The sequence below is a fragment of the Rhizobium sp. BK538 genome, from assembly GCF_014197575.1.
Taxonomy (GTDB): domain Bacteria; phylum Pseudomonadota; class Alphaproteobacteria; order Rhizobiales; family Rhizobiaceae; genus Rhizobium.
Map to the genome: position 1 here is coordinate 268,851 of NZ_JACIFT010000001.1, position 18,650 is coordinate 287,500.

The 18,650-nt window shown below is 59.3% G+C and carries 21 protein-coding genes; 4 read left to right on the forward strand and 17 right to left on the reverse strand.

Annotated features, from left to right (window positions below; genetic code table 11):
• Positions 1 to 449: 449 nt before the first annotated feature.
• From FHX09_RS01310 to FHX09_RS01350, 9 genes are all read right to left on the reverse strand, one after another.
• Positions 450 to 755 (reverse strand): type II toxin-antitoxin system RelE/ParE family toxin, encoded by a 306-nt coding sequence (locus tag FHX09_RS01310; RefSeq protein WP_184449128.1) that lies wholly within the window; start codon positions 753 to 755, stop codon positions 450 to 452.
• Positions 745 to 1,020, reverse strand: a complete 276-nt coding sequence (locus tag FHX09_RS01315) for a type II toxin-antitoxin system ParD family antitoxin (RefSeq protein WP_132587996.1) — start codon at positions 1,018 to 1,020, stop codon at positions 745 to 747. The genes FHX09_RS01310 and FHX09_RS01315 overlap by 11 nt, the downstream gene beginning before the upstream one ends.
• A 213-nt stretch (positions 1,021 to 1,233) precedes the next feature.
• On the reverse strand, positions 1,234 to 1,548 hold the full coding sequence (locus FHX09_RS01320; protein ID WP_246699364.1) for a hypothetical protein: 315 nt from the start codon (positions 1,546 to 1,548) through the stop codon (positions 1,234 to 1,236).
• A 443-nt stretch (positions 1,549 to 1,991) separates the two neighbouring features.
• Positions 1,992 to 3,059, reverse strand: coding sequence for a sn-glycerol-3-phosphate ABC transporter ATP-binding protein UgpC (gene ugpC, locus FHX09_RS01325; RefSeq protein WP_132587995.1), 1,068 nt, complete (start codon positions 3,057 to 3,059; stop codon positions 1,992 to 1,994).
• Positions 3,056 to 3,985, reverse strand: a complete 930-nt coding sequence (locus FHX09_RS01330; RefSeq protein ID WP_184449130.1) for a PfkB family carbohydrate kinase — start codon at positions 3,983 to 3,985, stop codon at positions 3,056 to 3,058. Before FHX09_RS01330 ends, ugpC begins: the two co-directional genes overlap by 4 nt.
• Entirely contained in the window at positions 3,985 to 4,995 is a 1,011-nt protein-coding gene (locus tag FHX09_RS01335) for an aminotransferase (RefSeq protein ID WP_245505388.1), read from the reverse strand. Before FHX09_RS01335 ends, FHX09_RS01330 begins: the two co-directional genes overlap by 1 nt.
• Before the next feature lie 8 nt (positions 4,996 to 5,003).
• Positions 5,004 to 5,849 (reverse strand): carbohydrate ABC transporter permease, encoded by an 846-nt coding sequence (locus tag FHX09_RS01340; protein ID WP_007795753.1) that lies wholly within the window; start codon positions 5,847 to 5,849, stop codon positions 5,004 to 5,006.
• Positions 5,849 to 6,733, reverse strand: a complete 885-nt coding sequence (locus FHX09_RS01345) for a sugar ABC transporter permease (protein ID WP_132587993.1) — start codon at positions 6,731 to 6,733, stop codon at positions 5,849 to 5,851. Before FHX09_RS01345 ends, FHX09_RS01340 begins: the two co-directional genes overlap by 1 nt.
• A 74-nt stretch (positions 6,734 to 6,807) precedes the next feature.
• On the reverse strand, positions 6,808 to 8,046 hold the full coding sequence (locus FHX09_RS01350) for an extracellular solute-binding protein (RefSeq protein WP_007795761.1): 1,239 nt from the start codon (positions 8,044 to 8,046) through the stop codon (positions 6,808 to 6,810).
• 221 nt (positions 8,047 to 8,267) lie between these two features.
• Between FHX09_RS01350 and FHX09_RS01355 the strand changes: the two genes are divergently transcribed.
• Positions 8,268 to 9,473, forward strand: a complete 1,206-nt coding sequence (locus tag FHX09_RS01355; RefSeq protein ID WP_132587992.1) for an ROK family transcriptional regulator — start codon at positions 8,268 to 8,270, stop codon at positions 9,471 to 9,473.
• Positions 9,474 to 9,478: 5 nt separating this feature from the next.
• Here FHX09_RS01355 and FHX09_RS01360 read toward each other — a convergent pair whose 3' ends face one another.
• The 6 genes from FHX09_RS01360 to FHX09_RS01385 all read right to left on the reverse strand — a co-directional run bounded on the left by FHX09_RS01360 (position 9,479) and on the right by FHX09_RS01385 (position 14,214).
• Complete coding sequence (locus FHX09_RS01360) at positions 9,479 to 9,955, reverse strand: cupin domain-containing protein (protein WP_132587991.1); 477 nt, start codon at positions 9,953 to 9,955, stop codon at positions 9,479 to 9,481.
• 76 nt (positions 9,956 to 10,031) lie between these two features.
• Positions 10,032 to 10,364 (reverse strand): chaperone modulator CbpM, encoded by a 333-nt coding sequence (locus FHX09_RS01365; RefSeq protein WP_132587990.1) that lies wholly within the window; start codon positions 10,362 to 10,364, stop codon positions 10,032 to 10,034.
• 2 nt (positions 10,365 to 10,366) lie between these two features.
• On the reverse strand, positions 10,367 to 11,281 hold the full coding sequence (locus tag FHX09_RS01370) for a DnaJ C-terminal domain-containing protein (protein ID WP_132587989.1): 915 nt from the start codon (positions 11,279 to 11,281) through the stop codon (positions 10,367 to 10,369).
• A gap of 98 nt (positions 11,282 to 11,379) precedes the next feature.
• Positions 11,380 to 11,886 (reverse strand): hypothetical protein, encoded by a 507-nt coding sequence (locus tag FHX09_RS01375; RefSeq protein ID WP_132587988.1) that lies wholly within the window; start codon positions 11,884 to 11,886, stop codon positions 11,380 to 11,382.
• Positions 11,887 to 12,369: 483 nt separating this feature from the next.
• Entirely contained in the window at positions 12,370 to 13,398 is a 1,029-nt protein-coding gene (locus FHX09_RS01380) for a Fic family protein (protein WP_184449132.1), read from the reverse strand.
• A gap of 216 nt (positions 13,399 to 13,614) precedes the next feature.
• Positions 13,615 to 14,214 carry a TetR/AcrR family transcriptional regulator gene (locus tag FHX09_RS01385; RefSeq protein ID WP_132587986.1) on the reverse strand — a complete coding sequence of 200 codons (600 nt, stop codon included), beginning with the start codon at positions 14,212 to 14,214 and terminating at the stop codon, positions 13,615 to 13,617.
• A 118-nt stretch (positions 14,215 to 14,332) separates the two neighbouring features.
• Between FHX09_RS01385 and FHX09_RS01390 the strand changes: the two genes are divergently transcribed.
• Positions 14,333 to 14,890: a DUF308 domain-containing protein gene (locus tag FHX09_RS01390; RefSeq protein WP_132587985.1), complete on the forward strand. Its 558-nt coding sequence runs from the start codon at positions 14,333 to 14,335 to the stop codon at positions 14,888 to 14,890.
• 98 nt (positions 14,891 to 14,988) lie between these two features.
• Positions 14,989 to 16,230, forward strand: coding sequence for an endonuclease/exonuclease/phosphatase family protein (locus FHX09_RS01395; RefSeq protein WP_184449133.1), 1,242 nt, complete (start codon positions 14,989 to 14,991; stop codon positions 16,228 to 16,230).
• A gap of 142 nt (positions 16,231 to 16,372) precedes the next feature.
• Here the strand turns inward: FHX09_RS01395 and FHX09_RS01400 are convergent, their stop codons facing one another.
• Both FHX09_RS01400 and FHX09_RS01405 read right to left on the reverse strand, forming a co-directional pair.
• Positions 16,373 to 16,684 carry a hypothetical protein gene (locus FHX09_RS01400; protein ID WP_184449136.1) on the reverse strand — a complete coding sequence of 104 codons (312 nt, stop codon included), beginning with the start codon at positions 16,682 to 16,684 and terminating at the stop codon, positions 16,373 to 16,375.
• Entirely contained in the window at positions 16,671 to 17,636 is a 966-nt protein-coding gene (locus FHX09_RS01405) for a LysR family transcriptional regulator (protein ID WP_132587982.1), read from the reverse strand. Before FHX09_RS01405 ends, FHX09_RS01400 begins: the two co-directional genes overlap by 14 nt.
• 98 nt (positions 17,637 to 17,734) lie before the next feature.
• Here FHX09_RS01405 and FHX09_RS01410 point away from each other — a divergent pair, with 98 nt between their 5' ends.
• A complete protein-coding gene (locus FHX09_RS01410; protein WP_132587981.1) occupies positions 17,735 to 18,562 on the forward strand; it encodes an SDR family NAD(P)-dependent oxidoreductase in 828 nt (275 codons plus the stop codon).
• Positions 18,563 to 18,650: the final 88 nt, after the last annotated feature.

Here is an 18,650-nt window from a genome sequence, read left to right on the forward strand (position 1 = left end):
GAGGGCAGGGCGGTGAGGGCGGTCGTTTTCGGCTAACCCTCACTGTTCCGCCGCCCGTCAGCCGATGTTTGGTTCGCCGGCCTGCCGTTGAACACCCCGGTGATGCCCGCGCCTCGCGTCCTGCCCCGGCTTTGAGGTGCTGTCGGGCCCGCGCTGCCCCGCAACGGCTTTGCCGTCGTCGGCGCCGAAACCAGTGAGATCGGCGAGGCGGTCGAGCACGACATCCCGTTTCTGAAAGCGTACACGGTCGACGGACGTGCTTTGGACGCTATCCGTCAGGGAGTGCACTGCGACACAGTCTATTTCATCTTCCGTTTGAACTATTTCTTTAGGCGCAGAGGCAATTGCAGCCCGAAACGCCAGATCCCCGTAGGGCACATTTCAATCTTAGAAGTGACCCAAGTCTCATCCGATCCGAAGAGCGACGCTATTGGCGCTCTATGGCCTTTTCAGGCATCTGCCCAATCGACCGGAATCTCCAGACCGCATCGCAGAATACGCAGGATCTCCACCGTGTCGCCTTCAACACGAAATGCAATCGAGGCACTTCGTTCAAGCCCGATGATCCGCAATCCGGGCAATATATGATCCCGTACGGTGCCGCGTTTAGGGTGAGTTTCCAATGAACGACAGGCCGTTTCGATCCGTCCCAGGTACTCGCCCGCCTTGTCGTGACCGGCTTGTTCCAAAATGTAGAGATAGAGACTGCGCAGATCTGCCGCAGCCGCAGGGCGAAAGACGACGCTATACGCCACGCTTGCGGGTCTTTGGCTGCTCCGCATGCAAAACGCGCAGGTCGCGGAAGACATCATTGGCCGGAATGCTGGGCCGAGGATCGTCAATCGCCTCTTGGATCTTGGCGCGCATGACCTCATCAATCATCTCACGTTCGCGCTCCAGAGCGCGCAATCCAGCCCGCAAGGCCTCGCTTGCAGTGTCGTAGTCGCCGGATGCAAGAAGCGTATCAAGAACTTTCTGCTGTTTTCCGAGACTGACAGTGATGGGCTTGCTAGTGCGCATGATCGGTTCATCCTTTCGATCTGTCGTACCACATCGTATGACAGTGTCATAACGATTTCTTGCGCGTTAGTCTTAGTCGGAAATTTACGTGGAGAGATGCGTTGGAAGCCGATAACCGCGAGAACGCTTCTCAGCAAGCAACCTGCTTCGCAAGATTTGAGTTTAACGTCGTGCCGGTGCGAGCTGTTCGCGCTCTAGAATGGCATTCGTTGACTACGTCCATATACTCTCCGGCGTGAGAATATCGAACGGCACGATGCGCTGTTCGATGGAGGACGTGTCCCGGCGCTCGATCAGTCTGAGCATGACGTCGATAAGCTCCCCCGGCATTTTGTCGAGAGGATGGCACAACGACGCTGTGATCAGGCCTTCGCTTAGCCCTTTGCGGGTTTCAGGTCCGACGTCGCTGCAGACAATTCGAATCTTGCCCTGCCGTTCTGGCGGGAGCTCACGCATGGCTCGCAGCACGCCTGATATGCCGCCGCCATTGACGAAAATGCCCTTGGTCTCAGGTTCCTGCGCAATCAAATTCCGTACGATCTCATACGCGTTTTCAGGGACTTCGTGCGTAAGAAGCGTGTCGCTGAAGTCGAGTGGATCATCGAGCGCGATGCAAAATGATCAAATGAGCGCTTAATCAGAAAGCAGCCCATACCTTTCTTATGAAGCGTTCCTTGACTTGGCTAAGACGCTTGGTTGTGTGGGTGTCGAGCATCGAAACGATCTTGGCCGAGGCCTGTTCGATGGTATTTCTCCTCGTGAAGCAGGAGCTATGGCCCGGAAGCGAGGTTTGGCTACTTTGTATCCACGCCGTCTGAAAACGTCGAACGGAAAGGCGAGCTTCATCCAAAGCGGCTTCTTCCAACCGAGCCATCCCGGCCACGCCTCAATTGTCGTGGCAGCTTGCCCCTCACCGGACCGCCCGATTGCATATGCTTCGGGTGTCATTTCGTCCCGTACCGGAACCGATCCTATAAGCGCGATCCGCTCTCTGCGTCGAAGAGGTGAATTGCCTCCCGGTCGAAAGAAAGCGTCAGCGGCTGGCCATTCTCCAAAGCCGTGCGCGGCGGCAGGCAGGCCATGATCCGTTGCGTGCCGGCAAAAGCGGTGACGACGAGCTCGGGGCCGGTCAATTCGGCAACCTCGCACGTCACCGGAACCGTGAGGCCGGTCGAGCCAAGTCGAAATGCTTCCGGCCGTATACCGATGATCAGCTTTTGTCCGTTCTTGGGTCGGGGTTCAAGTCCCTCCGGCAGCGGCAGCACGGTATCGCTCCCGTCGATCTGAAGTTCACTGCCGCGCGCCGTAACGTTCAAGAGGTTCATTGGCGGCGCACCGACAAAGGTGGCGACATAGAGGGTTGCCGGCCGGTCGTAAATCTCAGATGGAGCGCCAAGCTGTTCGATCCGCCCGTCTCGCATGACGGCGATGCGGGTGGCGAGCGTCATGGCTTCGATCTGGTCATGGGTGACATAGACGACCGTGGTCTTTAGCATCTGATGCAGGCGCTTGAGTTCTGTGCGCATCTCCATGCGCAATTTTGCATCGAGGTTGGAAAGCGGTTCGTCGAAGAGGAAGACCTCCGGCTTTCGCACCAGCGCGCGACCGATCGCAACGCGCTGGCGCTGGCCGCCCGACAGCTGGCTCGGTTTGCGCTCGAGCAGGTTTTCGATCTGCAGCAGTTTGGCCGTATCGCGCACTGCCCGGTCGCGCTGGGCAGCCGCAACCTTGCGCATCTCCAGGCCAAAACCGATGTTGCGGTGAACGGTCAGGTTTGGATAGAGCGCATAGGACTGGAAGACCATGGCGATGTCACGGTCCTTTGGATGCACGCCAAGGACGGAGCGCCCGCCGATGCGCACGTCGCCGCTGCTGGCTTCGGCCAAGCCTGCGATGATATTGAGCAGGGTCGACTTGCCACAGCCGGAGGAACCGAGCAGCACGAGAAACTCGCCGCTTTCGAGCGCAATGTCGATGCCCTTCAAGGTTTCGACATCGCCGTATGTTTTGCGGATGTTGACAATTTCAAGCGCACTCATTGAGCGGTTTCCTCGGAGGCGGACGGTCCGCCGTAATTGCGGGGAAGGGTGGAAATGGCCCGTGAGGCGACTGTTGTTCCAGCCGCAAGGCAGTCAGCGATAGACCTTTCCTGTGCCAGGGCCGCCAGAAAGCCGGCGTTGAAAACGTCGCCGGCGCCGATCGTGTCGACGACCGTGACGGCGGGGGCCGGGGCCGAGACGGTTTTCCCGTCACCGCCGATCGCGAGAGCTCCATCCGGGCCTCGTTTGACAACGACGATCGCACCATCCGGCATGTGCGATCGGATGTCTGCTGCTGCTTCGGCCGGGTCGTCGAGGCCGGCGAGCGTGGTGGATTCCACCTCGTTGAGAAGAGCGATTGCGCAGCGCGACAGCCAACGTCGCGTGGCATCGCAGTTTCTTTCCGTCCAGCCGTCGAGCGGCCAGCCGGTGTCGAGCGCGACCGCAATGTCGTGCTGGTCCGCCCAGTCGAAGAACGCATCGTAGTCGCGCGTGAGATCGTCCGTCAGGAACGAGCCGCAGAGCAACACATAGCCGCCCGACAGCTGCGCGCCATCGAGAACTGCAAGCACATCGGCCAGGCTGAAGCGCGGCAGGTGGCCACGGGTCGTGAAGAACGTGCGCTCCCCATCAGGATGGGTGATGCCGACGGACAGTGTCGTCTGCTCGGGGCGCACGGGCCACTTCGCGGCACGCTCGCCAAAAGCCTCGCTCAGCCACCGGCCGAACTGATCGTTGCCGACATTGGCCGCAATCTCAAACTCGACGCCGAGGCCGTTCCAGGCAAGGGCGCTGTTGCCGGCTGCTCCGCCGACGCGTAGTTCGTCATGATCGACGATGATCTCGGTACCGGCCTTCGGCCAGGGCGCCGCCGGGCCGAGGATGAGGTCAACATTGACATTTCCGATAACAGCAAGCGGACGCATCATTCGCTCCGGGTGATCTTGGTGGAGCGCACCGGTGTACCGGCGTTCTCGACCCGCGCACCAGCAAACGCAATCATGAAGCGCTGTGCCACCGGCAGCATTGCGAAGATCGCCGCCAGACCCGTGGCCGCCTTGAAGCCGACGGTAACGGCACCTGCGACCGGCTCTTTGCCCGACGCATCGAAGATGATCACCGGAGCGCCGGTTTCGACTGCTGATACAGCCATGGCCGTGACCAAGCCGGCCGTGCTGTCTTCTCCTCGAAAAAGAACGACACCGATTGTCGAGCCAAGCATTTCCATCGGCCCGTGTCGCAACTGCCCGCCCTCCAGCGAAAAGCAGGGGCGGCGGGAGAGCTCCGTCAGGCCAAGCGCCAGCGCTTCCGCCAGGCCCTGGAGGCGCCTGCCGGAGGTGACGACGGCAGAAACGCCATCCAGCGCCGCAACAGCGGCATCGATGTCTGGCGTTTCGGGAAAGGTGAGAGCGGCAAGCGCGGTTGCAGGATCCTCGCCAAGGGCCGCCAGCACTGCAAGATGCAGCGCAAAGCAGACAGTCAGGCTGCGGGTGGCCGCAAACGCCAGTTCCGTGCCGCCAACACCGATGAGGCAGGGTGCTGTACGCGCCAGAAATGATCCTGCCTCCAGCGTCAGTCCGAACGTGTCGGAGCCGCCACCGGTCTCATTGAACCAGCGCACCACTTCGGCGCTTTCGCCGGATTGCGACGTAATGAGCACGGTTCGCCTCTCGAGCGAAAGCGGCTGCCCCAATTGCTCGGAAAGAGGCAGGGCGATCGCATCGATGCCGAGGGCGCGATAAAGCGGTTCGACGGCACGACCGACAGCATGGGACCCGCCCATGCCAAGAAGGAGGAGGCTGCCTTTCTTCTTCAGCGATGCCGCGATGGTTTGAGCAGTCTGCGTCGCGCCAGCGTAGGACGCCAGGGCGTCGGCATGCTGGCGCGACATTTCGTGATCGATTGCGATCAGGCCGGCTGGTCGTCTCGTTCCCATGGTGCTTGTCATCCCTTGACGCCGCCGCTGGTCAGCCCGGAAATCAGGGCTCGTTGCATGACAAGACCAACCAGCACCGGGGGCAGGGCGGCAAGCACGCCGGCGGTTGCGATCAGTCCGTAATCGGAGACACGGCCACCGGCGAGGTCGGCAATGGCAACCGTGAGTGTCTTGGCGCGCTGGTCGGAGGTGAAGAGCAGCGCATAGAAGAACTCATCCCAGCCGAGCAGGAAGGCAAACAGCGCCGAGGTTGCGACGACCGGCATGGCGAGCGGCAGGGTGATGATTTTCCAAGTCTGGAGCAGACCCGCGCCGTCGATCATGGCTGCTGCTTCGATTTCCTTCGGGATGGAGTCAAAGCCGGACTTCATGAGCCATGTCGTGAAAGGGGCAAGGATCGTCAGATAGACGAGAGCAAGGCCGAAAACGTTGTTCAGCATGCCGAGATGGGCCAAGCCCATGTAGAGCGGCACGGCAAGGGCCACCGGCGGCAGCATATACGTGGCAATGACCATTGAAAGCGACCAGCCGACGGAAGGCGTCCGCGACACGGCCCAGCCGGCCGGAATGGCCAGCGCGATGGCTGCAATCGTCGCCATGCCTGCAACCTCGATGCTGTTTCTGAGCGACGAGGTGAAGGCCGCGCCAGCGCTGTTTTCGATGGTCGACAACAGGACGCCGTAACGCGAAAAATCAGCCGACTGCGGCCACCAGCGCAGCGGCTTGGCAGCAAGGTCGGCAGCCGGAGAGATGCTCATGATGAACAGCCACAGGATTGGTGCGAGAATGACGGCGGCAAGCAGCAACGCGCAAGCATAAATGAAGACTGAAAAGATCGGGCTCTTGCGTTCCATCAGCCAGCACTCCCTGCGGTCTTGCGCACCAGCGCGGCATAGGCGACGGCAAGCAGCGTCACCAGCAGTGTAACGATCAGTGCCAGCGAGGCACCGGAGCCAGCGCGCTGGAAGGAGAACGCTTCCTGATAGACCAGGATCGATAGCGTCCTCGTGCTGTTGGCGGGACCGCCACGGGTCATCACCCAGATGATGTCGAAGACCTTGAAGGCCTCGATGGTGCGCAGGACCAATGCCACCATCAACGGGCCGGCGAGATAAGGCAGGATCACGAAGCGAAAGCGGGCGAAGGGGCCGGCGCCGTCGACCAGCGAGGCAGCGGTGACGTCGCGCGGCACTGCCTGCAAGGCAGCAAGCGCAATGAGCGCTACCAACGGGAAGTTCTTCCAGCAATCGGCAACGATCAGGGCGGCAAGCGCCGTGCCCGGTTCGCCGAGCCACGAGCGATAGGCGTCTATCAGGCCGATTTGCGTCAGCGCTGCGTTGAGCGCGCCGTATTCCGGATTGTAGATCAGCCGCCAGAGCGTCGCGTTCACCACCGTTGGCAGCGCCCAGGGAAGGATCATCAGCGCGCGCAACAGCGCGCGGCCGCGGAAATCCTGATTGAGGAGAAGGGCTGCAAGAACGCCGATCACCATTTCGGCGGCGACCGAAATGACCGCGAACCAAGTGGTCGTGATCAGGCTCTTCTGAAAATTCGAGCCGGAGACCAATTTCACGTAGTTATCGATGCCGACGAAGTTGCCGGCGGTGCCGACGAGCTTTGCGTCGGTGAAAGACAGCCCTACGGTGTCGACGAGCGGCCATCCGATGACGGCGATCATCACGACAAGCAGCGGCAACATCAAAAGCCACGCGCGCGTTGTCATCCAGGTGCCGGACATGAGGCGCCCTCTCAGTTCATCGGATTGTCAAAGTGGAGCCAGGCGGCACCAGGCCGCCTGGACGGTTATATCGCTTAGAGACCGCTGTTTTCTGCAGCCGACTTCAGAGCGTCTTCCGGCGAGGACTGGCCAAGCAGGGCTTCCTGGATCGCCTGCTGCAGGGCCGTCGAAAGTTCCTGATACTTCGGGGTCGTCGGGCGCGGATACATGGCGGCGAGACCGATCTTGGCTGCAGCAATCAGTTCCTCCTGGCCCTTGGTCACGGTCTGGTCCTCGTAGGAGGAGGCCCAAATCGGCAGGCTAAGCTTGGCGTACTGGTTCTGCGTCGCCTGCGAGGTCATGAAGGCGATGTACTTCCAAGCCTCATCGGGATGCTTGCTGGCGGTCGTGACGCCAAGACCCATCGAGCCGTTAACAGCCGACGCCTCGCTCTTGCCTGCCACGCCCGGAGCCGGGACGACGCCGACCTTGCCCGCGACCTTACTGTCCTTCGGATCGTTCGCCATGTTGTACATGTAGGTCCAGTTCAGCGCAAAAGCGGCATCGCCGTTCTGGAAGACCTTACGCACATCCTCTTCCAGGAATTCCTTGGAGTTCGGGTTGGTCAGGCCAGATTTGTAGCTGGACACCATGTAGTTCAGCGCGTCGAGACCGCCGCCATTTTGGAAGTCCGGTTTGCCGTCCTTCAGGAAGTCGCCCTTGTAGGCGCTGACGAGCGTGGTGTAGTCGCAGATCGCGGCTTCGGCCTGCGACCAGCTCCAGGCGATCGGCGTTGCGAGAAGGCCCTTGTCCTTGATCGTCTTTGCCTGTTCGGTCAGCTCGTCCCATGTCTTCGGCGGGGCCTTGATGCCTGCCTTTTCGAGGATTTCCTTGTTATAGAACAGATACTTGGTGTCTAGGATCCACGGCATGCCGTAATACTTGCCGTCGTACTGAACCGTCGTCCATGCGCCAGGCAGAACGCCCTTCTTCATGTCGTCGGTGATGCGCGAGGAGACGTCGACCAGCACCTTGTTGGTCGCGTATTCGGCCGGCCAGATGACGTCGAAGAGGACGACGTCATAACCGCCGCCAGAACCTTGGGCGAGCACCGTCTTGTCGTGCAGGCCCTCGTAGGGAACGAATTCGAGATTGACCTTGACGTCCGGGTTTGCCTTTGAGAAGCCATCCGTCATGGCACGGACATCGGCTTCGCTATAGGCGGCCTGCGCCATGAACAACGCATTGATCGTCGTTTCGGCAAAGGCGTGTGGCGCAAAAGATGCACCAATCAGTGCCGCTCCAAGCAGCGTCTTGTTTAAGGATTTCAACATTCCAGCCTCCAGTTTTTTGACATTCACCCAATTCCTGAGGGCGGCGGTCGTCGCCATCAGCTGTCGAAAAGGCGCCGGTGAGCCAGCTGCCAGATTCAGAGCGTCGTCAGAGCCGCCTTCTGGCTCGTTGCGTTCCCTGGAACTCTTTGGTTCCTTATTAAGTCAATTGTCTTGACTTATTACTTCTTCAATATTCTACTGCTGTCAAGAGGGAATTCAGGATGAACGACACGCGCCTGATACGGGCAAAGAGTGGCACCAATCATGAAGGCACCAGCGCCCATAACCGGCGTGTGATGATGGATGCCCTGAGGATGAACGGGGCGCTCTCGCGCGCTGATCTGGCGCGCGCCACGAAGCTCACCAAGCAGACCGTGTCGAACATTATCGACGAACTCGAACAGGAAGGGCTGGTCACCGCGCAGGAAGCCGTACGCAAGGGCAGGGGCCAACCATCGACACCCTATCGGCTGGTGCCGGAAGGGGCGTTTGCGATCGGGCTACAGATTGATCGTCACGTAACCCGTGCCATCGCCGTCGATCTTGTCGGCAACGTGCTGACGCGAGCCGAGGCGAACCTGCCGCCCGATGGCCCGTCACGCGGTGCAGCGGTTATTCTCCAACTCATCGACAAGGTCCGTCGCGATCTTGCTGGGCTTGTCGCGCAATCGGAGCGGCGGCTCGTTGGTCTGGGTGCGGCAATGCCCGGCCCGTTCGGTATCGAGGCGACCGGTGACGATCCCTGGATGATGGCAGCCTGGCAGAAATTTCCGCTGCTGGAAACGCTTGCGACGGGCACAGGGCTTGGCGTTCGTCTGCAAAACGACGCGGCTGCATGCGCCACGGCAGAGCGCATGGTTGGCGCCGCCCACGGGCTCGATCACGCCGTCTGCCTCTATCTCGGTTACGGTATCGGTGCCGGCCTGATCCTCGGCGGGGAACTTTATAGCGGTGCGCATGGCAATGCCGGCGAAATCGGCATGGCCCTGCTTTCGGCAAGTGGCAGCCCGACCCCACTCGAACATCGCGCTTCACTCGCCTCGCTCTACCAGCATCTGGCGATCGATCCCGCCGATCCAGGCGTCTACGCGATGGTGAACGAACTGGCGATGAACGATGACGCGAGAATTCAGAGCTGGATTGAAGAAGCCGTGATGGATCTGCGCTGGAGCGTGCACCTGATCGAATCGATCTTCGATCCGCAGACCGTGATCCTCTGCGGCGGCGCGCCGGAAGCCCTGGCGCGACGTCTGGTCGAGGCAATGCACCCACTCCCACCGTCGATCGCCGATCGCCGAGACCGGCTCATTCCTCGCTTCCAGCTTGGAATGACCGACCCCTGGGCCGTCGCCCTTGGCGCAGCCGCCGACCCGATCAGCCGCGCCTTTGATCCGAGCTTTGCGGCTATTCTCAAGGATTCACTGTAAGGGCGTTACTGCCTATGGATCGGATCGATCCATGGCACGTCTTCCGGCTTTTCGACTGGTTCGATATCGAGATTGACGACCACCGGCTCCTGGCCGGAGCGGATGACGACGCATTCTAGGGTCTCGTCACGGCTGGCATTGATCTCCTGGTGGGGCACGTAAGGTGGCACATAGATGAAATCGCCGGGGCCGGCCTCTGCCGTGAATTCGAGATGCTCGCCCCAGCGCATGCGCGCCTTTCCCTTGACCACATAGATGATGCTTTCGAGATCGCCGTGGTGATGGGCGCCGGTCTTCGCATTCGCGTGGATGGTGACGGTGCCGGCCCATATCTTTTCGGCCCCGGCGCGCGCATGATTGATCGCCGTTGCCCGGTTCATTCCGGGTGTCTGCGCCGTATTGGGATCAAGTGAGTTGCCTGGAATGACCTTTACGCCATGCTCGCGCCAGTCGATCTGCTCGTGATGATTATCCTGGGTCATTCATGCCTCCTTGAGGGTGGTCACCCTTTCAGATGATATCGCCAGGCCCTGCGAGCAGGAGTCAACAGGCGATTGGTCAAAGGCCCCGGATGCCGGCGATGTCGTCTAGCTTACCACGCAGCCTGCGCTTGACCTCCTCGTCCTGCTCCTCCATGGCGGTAAGCAATTCGCGAAGCGTTCCGCGCAATCCATGAATCTGATCGATGAGATCCATAATGAGGTCGACGCCGGCGTCGTTGACACCCATATGCCGCGTCAGGTCGAGGATGAGCTGCGCCCGCGCAACATCACTGTCGCGAAAATCGCGAGCGCCGTTACGTGTCTGCGGCAGCAGCCATCCCTGCTCAACCCAGACCTCAAGCACCCTCACATCGATCTTCAGAAAACGCCGGAATTCAAGATCATCCATGGCTATGCTCCCATGCCCTTTCTCGGATCCTGCGCATCGCCTGCCGTCCAGCCGGTCATGAACTCGGTCAACTGTTGATCGGGAGCGTCCGGCAGCACGATCTTCAGCGAGATGTAGATGTCTCCAGCGCTGCCGCCTTTCTTCGGAACGCCCTTGCCCTTCAGGCGCAAAACCTTCCCGGTGTTCGAATGCGGCGGCAATGTGAGGTTGACAGGACCGGACGGCGTCGGCGCACGCACCTTGCCGCCGAGCACGGCCTCGCGCAGCGTAATCGGCAGATCGAAGCGAATGTCGTCGCCATCACGAACATAGAAGCGATGCGGACGCACGCGAATTTCCACGAGCGCATCTCCAGATGGGCCGCCGCCGATACCGGGCTCGCCTTTGCCTCGCAGCCTGAGCGTCTGGCCATCACGCGTTCCAGGCGGTATCTGCAGATCGAGCGCTGGCCCATCCGGCAAACGGATCTGTGTCTTCGTGCCGTTGACGGCATCGAGGAAATCCACCTCCATCGAGTAGTGGCGGTCCTGGCCTTGTGCGCGAAATTCTCCTCCACGTGCGCGTCGCGAAAAGAAGCTCGAGAATACATCGTCACTGTCGCCGAAATCGGCAAAACCCGCACTGTTGTGGTAAGGATTGCCGGCGTTGGCGGCCGAGGCATAGTCGCGATAGTAGTGGCGCTGCGGCTGCTCGGCGCCGGTCATGTCGATCTCGCCGCGGTCGAAGCGCCCGCGCTTTTCTTCGTCGCTCAGCAGTTCGTAAGCAGCAGAAATCTCCTTGAAACGGCTCTCCGCCTTCTTGTCGCCGGGGTTAAGGTCGGGGTGAAGTTTCTTGGCGAGCTTGCGAAATGCGCTTTGAATGTCTTTTTGCGTGGCGTCCTTTTTCACGCCGAGAAGCTCGTACGGGTCGCGGCTCATACATATCTCCGGTTCAGTCGGCAAAAATCGCCGGCGTTTTGCGGCTATATAGGTTTCCCGACTTGCTCAGACGAGGGGTCCTATCCCTGCAGAGGATCTCAGTTGCGACGCAGATTGAGATCGCTTGTCACGACCTGCTGGCCGGACGCCGGATCCACGTCGACCGTTCGGATCCGGATCGCATTGTCGTCCACACGTTGGATCGTCATGCTGGCGCTGCGATCGCCATTGATTACCTTCGACCAGCGCACGGCGAAGTTGATAGCATCGCCGCTGCGCGTTCCACGCAGGCCCGAAACGCCCCCTGCCGGGCCGATGTAACTGCCGGCATAGTGCGCGCCGTTGACTTTGATGTTGGCGGAAACCGCTCGTGTGACGACGATCATCCCACGGCAAATTCCCTGCATCGAAAGCGCCTCGCCACTGGCCTGCGTCTTGAAATTGCAGTTGAGGTTGATCGGGGACGAGGATGTCGTGCGCTTCATCATGCCTCCTCCGGTCCAATCACCGGCCAGCGATTGGAGGAAAGGCGCCTCATCGGCATATGCAGCGCCTGTCACCACTAAGAAGAGCACGGTGACAGCAGCATGGCGGCAGCACTTCATGACGTCCTCCCCTGAAGATGATCAAGAATGCTTCAGAATGCTCAAAGTTCCCTCGGTGAGTAGCCAACCAAGATGTCCCAACCAGATACGCAAGTGCAAGGGATTTCTCTTGCCTGGAGCGCGTCGAACCGTCGGCATCGCAGGGACGTCATGCGACGAGGAAATTTGCTCGTCAGCCCTGCTAAGCTATCGCTCGTTACGCAGCGTCAGCCATAACAGCGCCAAAACTGCATCGTCGATCCTGTCCTCATCGATCTCCATGGACCGACGTTACCACGCGCGGCGTCCAAAATCCCGCGGCCTTCCTCGGATGGATACGCTGCACTGTCCGATCTTCTGATCGAAAGTCTCAAAGCTATCGAAGCGGAACACCAGAATGACAAGCGTTTGACGACAGAAAGAGGTGTTTTCTGAGGACGCCGGCAGTCACCGAGCTACAAGCGCCGTTGTGCTGGAAGCTTCGGTAAGTGCCCTTGTCGGCCGCTATTTAATTGCAGGCAGATTTAGGGCATAGCGCGTGTACCGTCGCTCACCCGCACGCTTGAGTGCACCTTTTTCCACTAAATCATGAAGGTCGCGCGTGGCGGTCGCTCGGGAACTTCGGGTGATCGAGATATAGTTCTCAGCGCTTAATCCACCCTTGAAACCCATTGGGCCTTCACGAAACATGCGAGCAATGACCTTCTCCTGCCGCTCGTTGAGCAGATCGCGAAAGCGGTCATACGAATGCGCCTTGGCGATGAAGAAGGCCACACGCTCCAGGGCCGTCTGCTGTGCCTCGAGAACGGTTTCGGCAAAATAGACCAGCCAGATCAGGCTCGGTTGGCCGATATTCTGCGCCAGTGATTTTTCCGCAAGCGCCCGGCCAATTCTGCCATTGCCATCTTCAAATGGATGGATGCTTTCGAAATACAGATGACCCAATCCCGCTCGTGTCAGAGCGGGCAGGGGACTTTCACCGCTCGGCGCTGATCTGTTGAACCAGTCCATGAAAGCTTCCATTTCTGCCGGCACTTGCCTTGACGGTGGAGCTTCATAGTGAACGGTTGGCTGGTCGAGACGGCCGGACACGATCTGCATGGCTTCGTCATGGGTCCGATATCTGCCGATCGTTTCAAGATGACGGTTTCCTGTCATCAGCATCCCATGCCAGCGAAACAGCGTTTCGTGATTGAGTGGGCCCGAACAGGTCTCGTACACATCGACCATCATTTCGGCGATCCCACGCTCTTGCGGCTTTACGGGACAGTTGTCAGCATCGAGACCGAATTGCCGGCGCAACAAGGATTGGACACTCAGTCGATCGAGCATTTCGCCTTCTATCTCCGAGGTTTTTACGGCCTCGTCGCTTAAAAGCTCGACAGACAGCAGATTGCGCTCCTCATCACGGATGTGACGGACAGCCCCGATCACTTCCCCAGAAGATAGAAGAAAACGATCTTCCAGTGTCTTGAGGTGAGCCTCGTCATAAATGAATTGAGGCCAAGCTTGCTGCGTCCAATTCCACTTCATGAGGTATAGACGTCCTTTCTATAACTCATGCTCCTACAATTTGTGAGCGATAGAAACCGATTCTATCGCTCACAACCGGCACGATTTGGGACGGCGACATAGCTGGGCGCGCTTCACTGAACGGTTTGTCGCAGCGGTTTCACAAACGGTACTCCAGCGCCCGTCAGCAAGCGCCTGGGACGCGAACACGGATGTAGTGATTACCTTGCGTGACCTTCACGAATTCCAACCGACGCCAGCTGCCTTCAATCTGTCGAGTAGAGGTTTTGTGATGACGTTGAACAGCTTGGGATCGTCCAGGGCCCGCGCTGACAACATCGCGCCGTGCACTGTTGCCATGAATAACTGAGCTTCGTCAGCGGGCTTTTTGGTGAGCTGGAATGCGCCTTGGTCCGCCCCAGCCTTCAAAACGTCATTCAACCATTGAGCCAACCGCTGGAAATGCGCACGCACTCTCGCGGCTACCTCCTCTGGCAACATTGCCATCTCGCCGGCGAGCATGGCGCAGACGCAGATCGGTGCCGATGCGTCCTTGATACATTGCTGCCAATAGCCGAGATAAGCTTTCAGTCGCTCGAGCGGGTTGGGAAAGCTCTCGTCCAGGGCCTTGAGGCCCTCGGATGCTTGCCGACGATATCGATCAACGAGAACCACGACCAGCTCGCTCTTGGTCGGGAAATGATGATGGATGCTTGCCTTCCGGATTCCAATGGCACCCGAGATATCGGCATAGCTGAAGCCATTGTAGCCACCTCTCACGATGAGTGACTGCGCGATGTCCAATATCTTGTCCGAGGTCGAAGGCATTGTCTCCATGGCTGTTCCTACCTATTGGTAGGAAGCCTGTCAACGTTCTATAGGAAATCTATAACTACTTGACAGAATTTTCAATGCTACCTACTAGAAGGTAGACAAAACATAAACGGAGCCAGCTATGATCAGCCAACAATCCTCGCAGTCCAACTGGTTGCGATCCTATTACTACGTGCGTGCAGCCTTCTCGATCATCTGGGTGGCGGCCGCCATTCTCTACGCCGGCAACCCGATCTTGGCATCGGGATTACTCGTAATCTACCCTGCATGGGATGCCGTTGCGAACCTTGTCGACGCCCGCACAAATGGCGGCTTCAAAGCGAACAGCTCGCAAACCCTCAACATCTTCGTCAGCACCGTTACGACGCTTACCGTGATCTTGGCCGCGACGAAAAGCACCTATGCCATTTTGGCCGTGTTTGGTGTTTGGGCCATTCTGTCCGGTGCACTCCAGCTGATGACCGGTGTCCGCCGGTGGCGCGGCTATGGTGCGCAGTGGGCGATGATCCTGAGCGGAGGCCAGTCCTGCCTGGCTGGCGGGTTTATGATCACCCAATCGCTCGGTACCACGCCGCCTTCCATTCTCGACGTCGCCCCATATGCCGCCTTCGGTGCCTTCTACTTTCTGATTTCCGCGATCTGGTTGACGGTGTCAGCTCGCCGGAACGCCGAAGCTTGACGGGCAAGCCCGGCCATAGCCGATCGCTATCGTTGTACTTGCGCCAAAGCTAAAATTGTATCTATCTCTGCGAACCAACTTCTGAGCAAGGGGCGTTCATGTTGAGGTTCGCAGTTGCATTGTCATGGATGCTTGCTTGCGGCTTTAGCGCCCAAGCAAAAGACGTTACGATCGCAAGCTGGAACCTTGGCTGGCACATGGATTTGGCGACGGCCAACCAGTGGATTGACCTCTGCAGCAAGCGATATGTCAAAGATGCCACGGCTGATGTCTGGCGCGAGGGAAGCGGTCCGGATTCCAAACCCGGCTGGTTCGTCGACGCTTTCAAAATCGACGGCTGGGATACGACGAGGTTTCCCGTTTGCGGCGTTTACCGAGATCGGGACAACAAGATTGTCTTCGTAAAACCTGCCGGATACCAAGAACGGCATAAAAGCCTTGCAAGATACGTCGCATCCTCGGTGCCCGCAGACATTATTGCCTTCCAAGAAGTCAACGGAGAGGATTCCATTCGGGAAATCCTTCCGGATCACGGCAATCAGTACGATTTCTGCGCGGTCGTTGGATACAAGGTTCAGCGTATCGTGATTGCGTGGAAGAAATCAGTGGGAACTAAGATCTCTTGTGCCGTCGAGGACCCTGTAAGCCTTCCCGGCAATCCCGAAAGTGAGCGGCCTCGGCCCGGCCTGGCCCTCTCCCTCGATATCGACGGGACGACCGTCCGGATACTGTCCGTCCATTTGAAATCCAGATGCGTCTCGCCCTTCGAGAACGGCAGGCTAGCGTCGCCCGGAGATCATTGCCCTATACTGCAGCAGCAAGTCGAGCCGCTCGAAGCGTGGATCGAGCGCGAGACAGCTGACGATGCCAAAGTGGTCCTAATGGGCGACTTTAACAGAAACTTTTGGCATGAACTGCGTGATCTCTCGCCCGTCAGGACGGACGGTGGTTCGCCAGCATCACCACACATACCGGCTTCGCTCACCAATTCCTTGATCGAGGATCTAATTGACGGTGCGCCAGCCACTAGCGTGATGCGCCTACTCGACGAACACTGCGAGACGAATGAGGTCGGCTCGCTGCTCTGCGATGTTAGCGAAAGCCGTCCGTTGGACCGCGAAGAGCGCGCTTTGCTAAGCGCGCCAGGATATCTTGGTTGCGGCAACCCGGTTGGCCTTGATCACATCCTTGTCGGGCGCGGGGTCAAAAATTCACAAGGTGCCAAGCATTTAAGCATCGGCGATCTCGGTAGCAGCATAGCGGGAACCAAACCTGATGGTAGCGATCAAAAGCTCGCCATTTCCGATCATTGCCCCATCGTGGCGCAGATATCTTACTGAGCCGACGGCTGTCGTCTCTGCGGGGGCACGGTCAGCCTCAGACGTCGTCCGGCTGCCTTGCAATGAGCACAGCGGGCGGGTTGACATCGAGCGGATCGTGGCAGGGCAACAGTATATTGGATGCGTGAACTTACGCCTCCACTCAAGGGCGTAGCCGTACCATCTGCTCGCCGGTCTGGGCATCATAAAGGGTGAGATCGACCACGAAGTCACCCGACCTGCCAACGAGATCGAGGATCGTCGCCGCAAGGCGCACAGCACAGAGAGGATTGATCGCCAGATCCATCGTCTCGCTGCTAGAGAGGGCAAGGCGGGCGAGCAGGTCGCCTTTTTCCGTAGCGGCGAACATTCGGAAGCTATCGACTTCCAGATATGCGTCTGCATCGCCTTCACTTGATGGGAGTTGCGCGTCGAAGAGGCGGACAAACTCGTCCTTCTGTTCAGCCGACAACATTTGCTCCTCCTGAAAGCTCAGCAATGGGAACGGACAGCCCAGACCTGACGGCATCAATGAACGCTCGCAGGGCAGGAGCCATCTGCCGCTGCTGCGGGTAGCAGACAAACCAACCCGGGAACGGCGCGGACCAAGCTTCGAGGCAACTGATCAAGCGTCCCTGCGCAAGATAATCGGCTACCGTGTCCTCGACCGCAAATCCTATTCCCAGCCCTTGAAGAACAGCATTCACCGCCGTTTCCTTGTCGCTCACGATGAGGGGACCGTTGACGGCGACGCTGAACCATGCGTCGTTCTCGAAGAATTCCCAGGCATAAGGCGCCCGATGTCCAGGCCAGCGCCACCGTACGCATCGGTGGTGGACAAGATCACGCGGATGCTCGGGACGACCATGCCGGCGGAAGTAGTCAGGTGTCGCGATAGCCAGTTGGCGTAACTCAGGTCCCAGACGGACAGCGACCATATCTCGTTCAATGACCTCGCCGATCCTTAGCCCGACATCATAGCCTCGAGCGACGATGTCAACCGCCTCATCATCGATCGTGATGTCGAGCACGATGTCGGGATAGCGTTCGGCAAAGCTCGTGAGGATTGGTTCGATATGCTTCTGCGCCGCCGAGCGGAACGTGTGGACGCGGACAGTGCCCGCCGGTCGCTCGCCAGCAATTCTTGTCTGTGCCAGGGCTTCACCCAACTCGAACGCCGCGGGTCGAACGCGTCGGAACAGGTTCTCGCCAACCTCCGTCAGTGATACGTTCCTGGTCGTTCGATGGAGGAGCCTCATTCCCACCCGTTCCTCAAAGCTGCGGATCATCTGGCTAAGTGCCGATGGCGACACACCGAGCACCTCTGCGGCGCGGCTGAAGCTCAGGTATTCGGCAACGGCGATGAAGGCGCGCATTTGATTGTAGTCGTTGCCCGCCGGAAGCTTGTCCACCAACATGTCTTGCATTGTTAAGTTTGCCTAACAAGGACATTCACTTTCCTGCGGATTATACAGCGCCAGGCGATGTGGCAAGTTCCTTCTTGTCGAAAGCGAAGGAGCATTTCATGACCACTTGGTTCATCACCGGCATTTCACGCGGCCTTGGGAAAGCACTGGCCGAGGCAGGGCTAGCAAGGGGCGATACTGTCATTGGCACGGTCCGCGGGACCGACCTGCCCATAGAACACGGTCCGGGTCGGTTGCACATTCTTTCGGCCGACCTTAGCGACGGCGAGGCCGCGGAGGCTGTCACACGTCGGGCCTTTGAGATCGCGGGACAGATTGACGTTATCGTCAACAACGCGGGCTATGGCCTACTCGGCGCGCTCGAGATGGCAGCCAACGAGGATGTCGCAAGGCTTTTTGCCGTCGACGTCTTCGGCCCATTCCGCATCATCAAGGCAGCCCTACCGCACTTGCGAGCGCAGGGACGTGGTCATATCGTCAATGTCACCTCTGTCGCAGGCCGCGCCCCTGGCGTCGGAACCGCCATGTATTCTGCCGCCAAAGCTGCCCTAGAAGGGATGTCGGCGGCCCTTGCGCTGGAGGTCGCGCCGTTCGGTATCAAAGTCACAGCGGTCGCCCCGGGTGCATTCCGCACGGATTTCCTATCGGGCCACTCCATCCGAAAGAGCGATGCCGCCGGTGAAGCGTACGCGGAATCGGTCGGGAAGAGTTCAGCAGCCTTTGACGCTGCCCATGGCCGACAGGCCGGCGATCCGGTTCTCGCCGCGCAGGCAATCCTGGCTCTCGTGGACTGCGATAAGGCTCCGCTCCATCTCCTACTGGGAAGCGATGCTCTCCGGCGCGCGCGAAGCAAAATCGATCACGTCGCCGAGGAGATCGACGCATGGGAGGCCATCACACGCAGCACTGATTTCGTGGACGCATAGGGCAGGCGGGTTGTTTCCGAGCGTCGGTGTAGTCAAAGTCGCTCGCTCGCCTCGGCAACACGCAACTGCATGTTGGCCTCGATAATAA

Coding starts and splice junctions, on each gene's coding strand:
- FHX09_RS01410 (WP_132587981.1), top strand. CDS start 17,735: ATGACCACTTGGTTCATCACCGGCATTTCACGCGGCCTTGGGAAAGCA.
- FHX09_RS01345 (WP_132587993.1), bottom strand. CDS start 6,733: ATGTCCGGCACCTGGATGACAACGCGCGCGTGGCTTTTGATGTTGCCG.
- FHX09_RS01360 (WP_132587991.1), bottom strand. CDS start 9,955: ATGACCCAGGATAATCATCACGAGCAGATCGACTGGCGCGAGCATGGC.
- FHX09_RS01395 (WP_184449133.1), top strand. CDS start 14,989: ATGTTGAGGTTCGCAGTTGCATTGTCATGGATGCTTGCTTGCGGCTTT.
- FHX09_RS01330 (WP_184449130.1), bottom strand. CDS start 3,985: ATGCGTCCGCTTGCTGTTATCGGAAATGTCAATGTTGACCTCATCCTC.
- FHX09_RS01390 (WP_132587985.1), top strand. CDS start 14,333: ATGATCAGCCAACAATCCTCGCAGTCCAACTGGTTGCGATCCTATTAC.
- FHX09_RS01350 (WP_007795761.1), bottom strand. CDS start 8,046: ATGTTGAAATCCTTAAACAAGACGCTGCTTGGAGCGGCACTGATTGGT.
- FHX09_RS01400 (WP_184449136.1), bottom strand. CDS start 16,684: ATGTTGTCGGCTGAACAGAAGGACGAGTTTGTCCGCCTCTTCGACGCG.
- ugpC (WP_132587995.1), bottom strand. CDS start 3,059: ATGAGTGCGCTTGAAATTGTCAACATCCGCAAAACATACGGCGATGTC.
- FHX09_RS01335 (WP_245505388.1), bottom strand. CDS start 4,995: ATGGGAACGAGACGACCAGCCGGCCTGATCGCAATCGATCACGAAATG.
- FHX09_RS01340 (WP_007795753.1), bottom strand. CDS start 5,849: ATGGAACGCAAGAGCCCGATCTTTTCAGTCTTCATTTATGCTTGCGCG.
- FHX09_RS01355 (WP_132587992.1), top strand. CDS start 8,268: ATGAACGACACGCGCCTGATACGGGCAAAGAGTGGCACCAATCATGAA.
- FHX09_RS01375 (WP_132587988.1), bottom strand. CDS start 11,886: ATGAAGTGCTGCCGCCATGCTGCTGTCACCGTGCTCTTCTTAGTGGTG.
- FHX09_RS01380 (WP_184449132.1), bottom strand. CDS start 13,398: ATGAAGTGGAATTGGACGCAGCAAGCTTGGCCTCAATTCATTTATGAC.
- FHX09_RS01405 (WP_132587982.1), bottom strand. CDS start 17,636: ATGCAAGACATGTTGGTGGACAAGCTTCCGGCGGGCAACGACTACAAT.
- FHX09_RS01385 (WP_132587986.1), bottom strand. CDS start 14,214: ATGGAGACAATGCCTTCGACCTCGGACAAGATATTGGACATCGCGCAG.
- FHX09_RS01365 (WP_132587990.1), bottom strand. CDS start 10,364: ATGGATGATCTTGAATTCCGGCGTTTTCTGAAGATCGATGTGAGGGTG.
- FHX09_RS01370 (WP_132587989.1), bottom strand. CDS start 11,281: ATGAGCCGCGACCCGTACGAGCTTCTCGGCGTGAAAAAGGACGCCACG.
- FHX09_RS01315 (WP_132587996.1), bottom strand. CDS start 1,020: ATGCGCACTAGCAAGCCCATCACTGTCAGTCTCGGAAAACAGCAGAAA.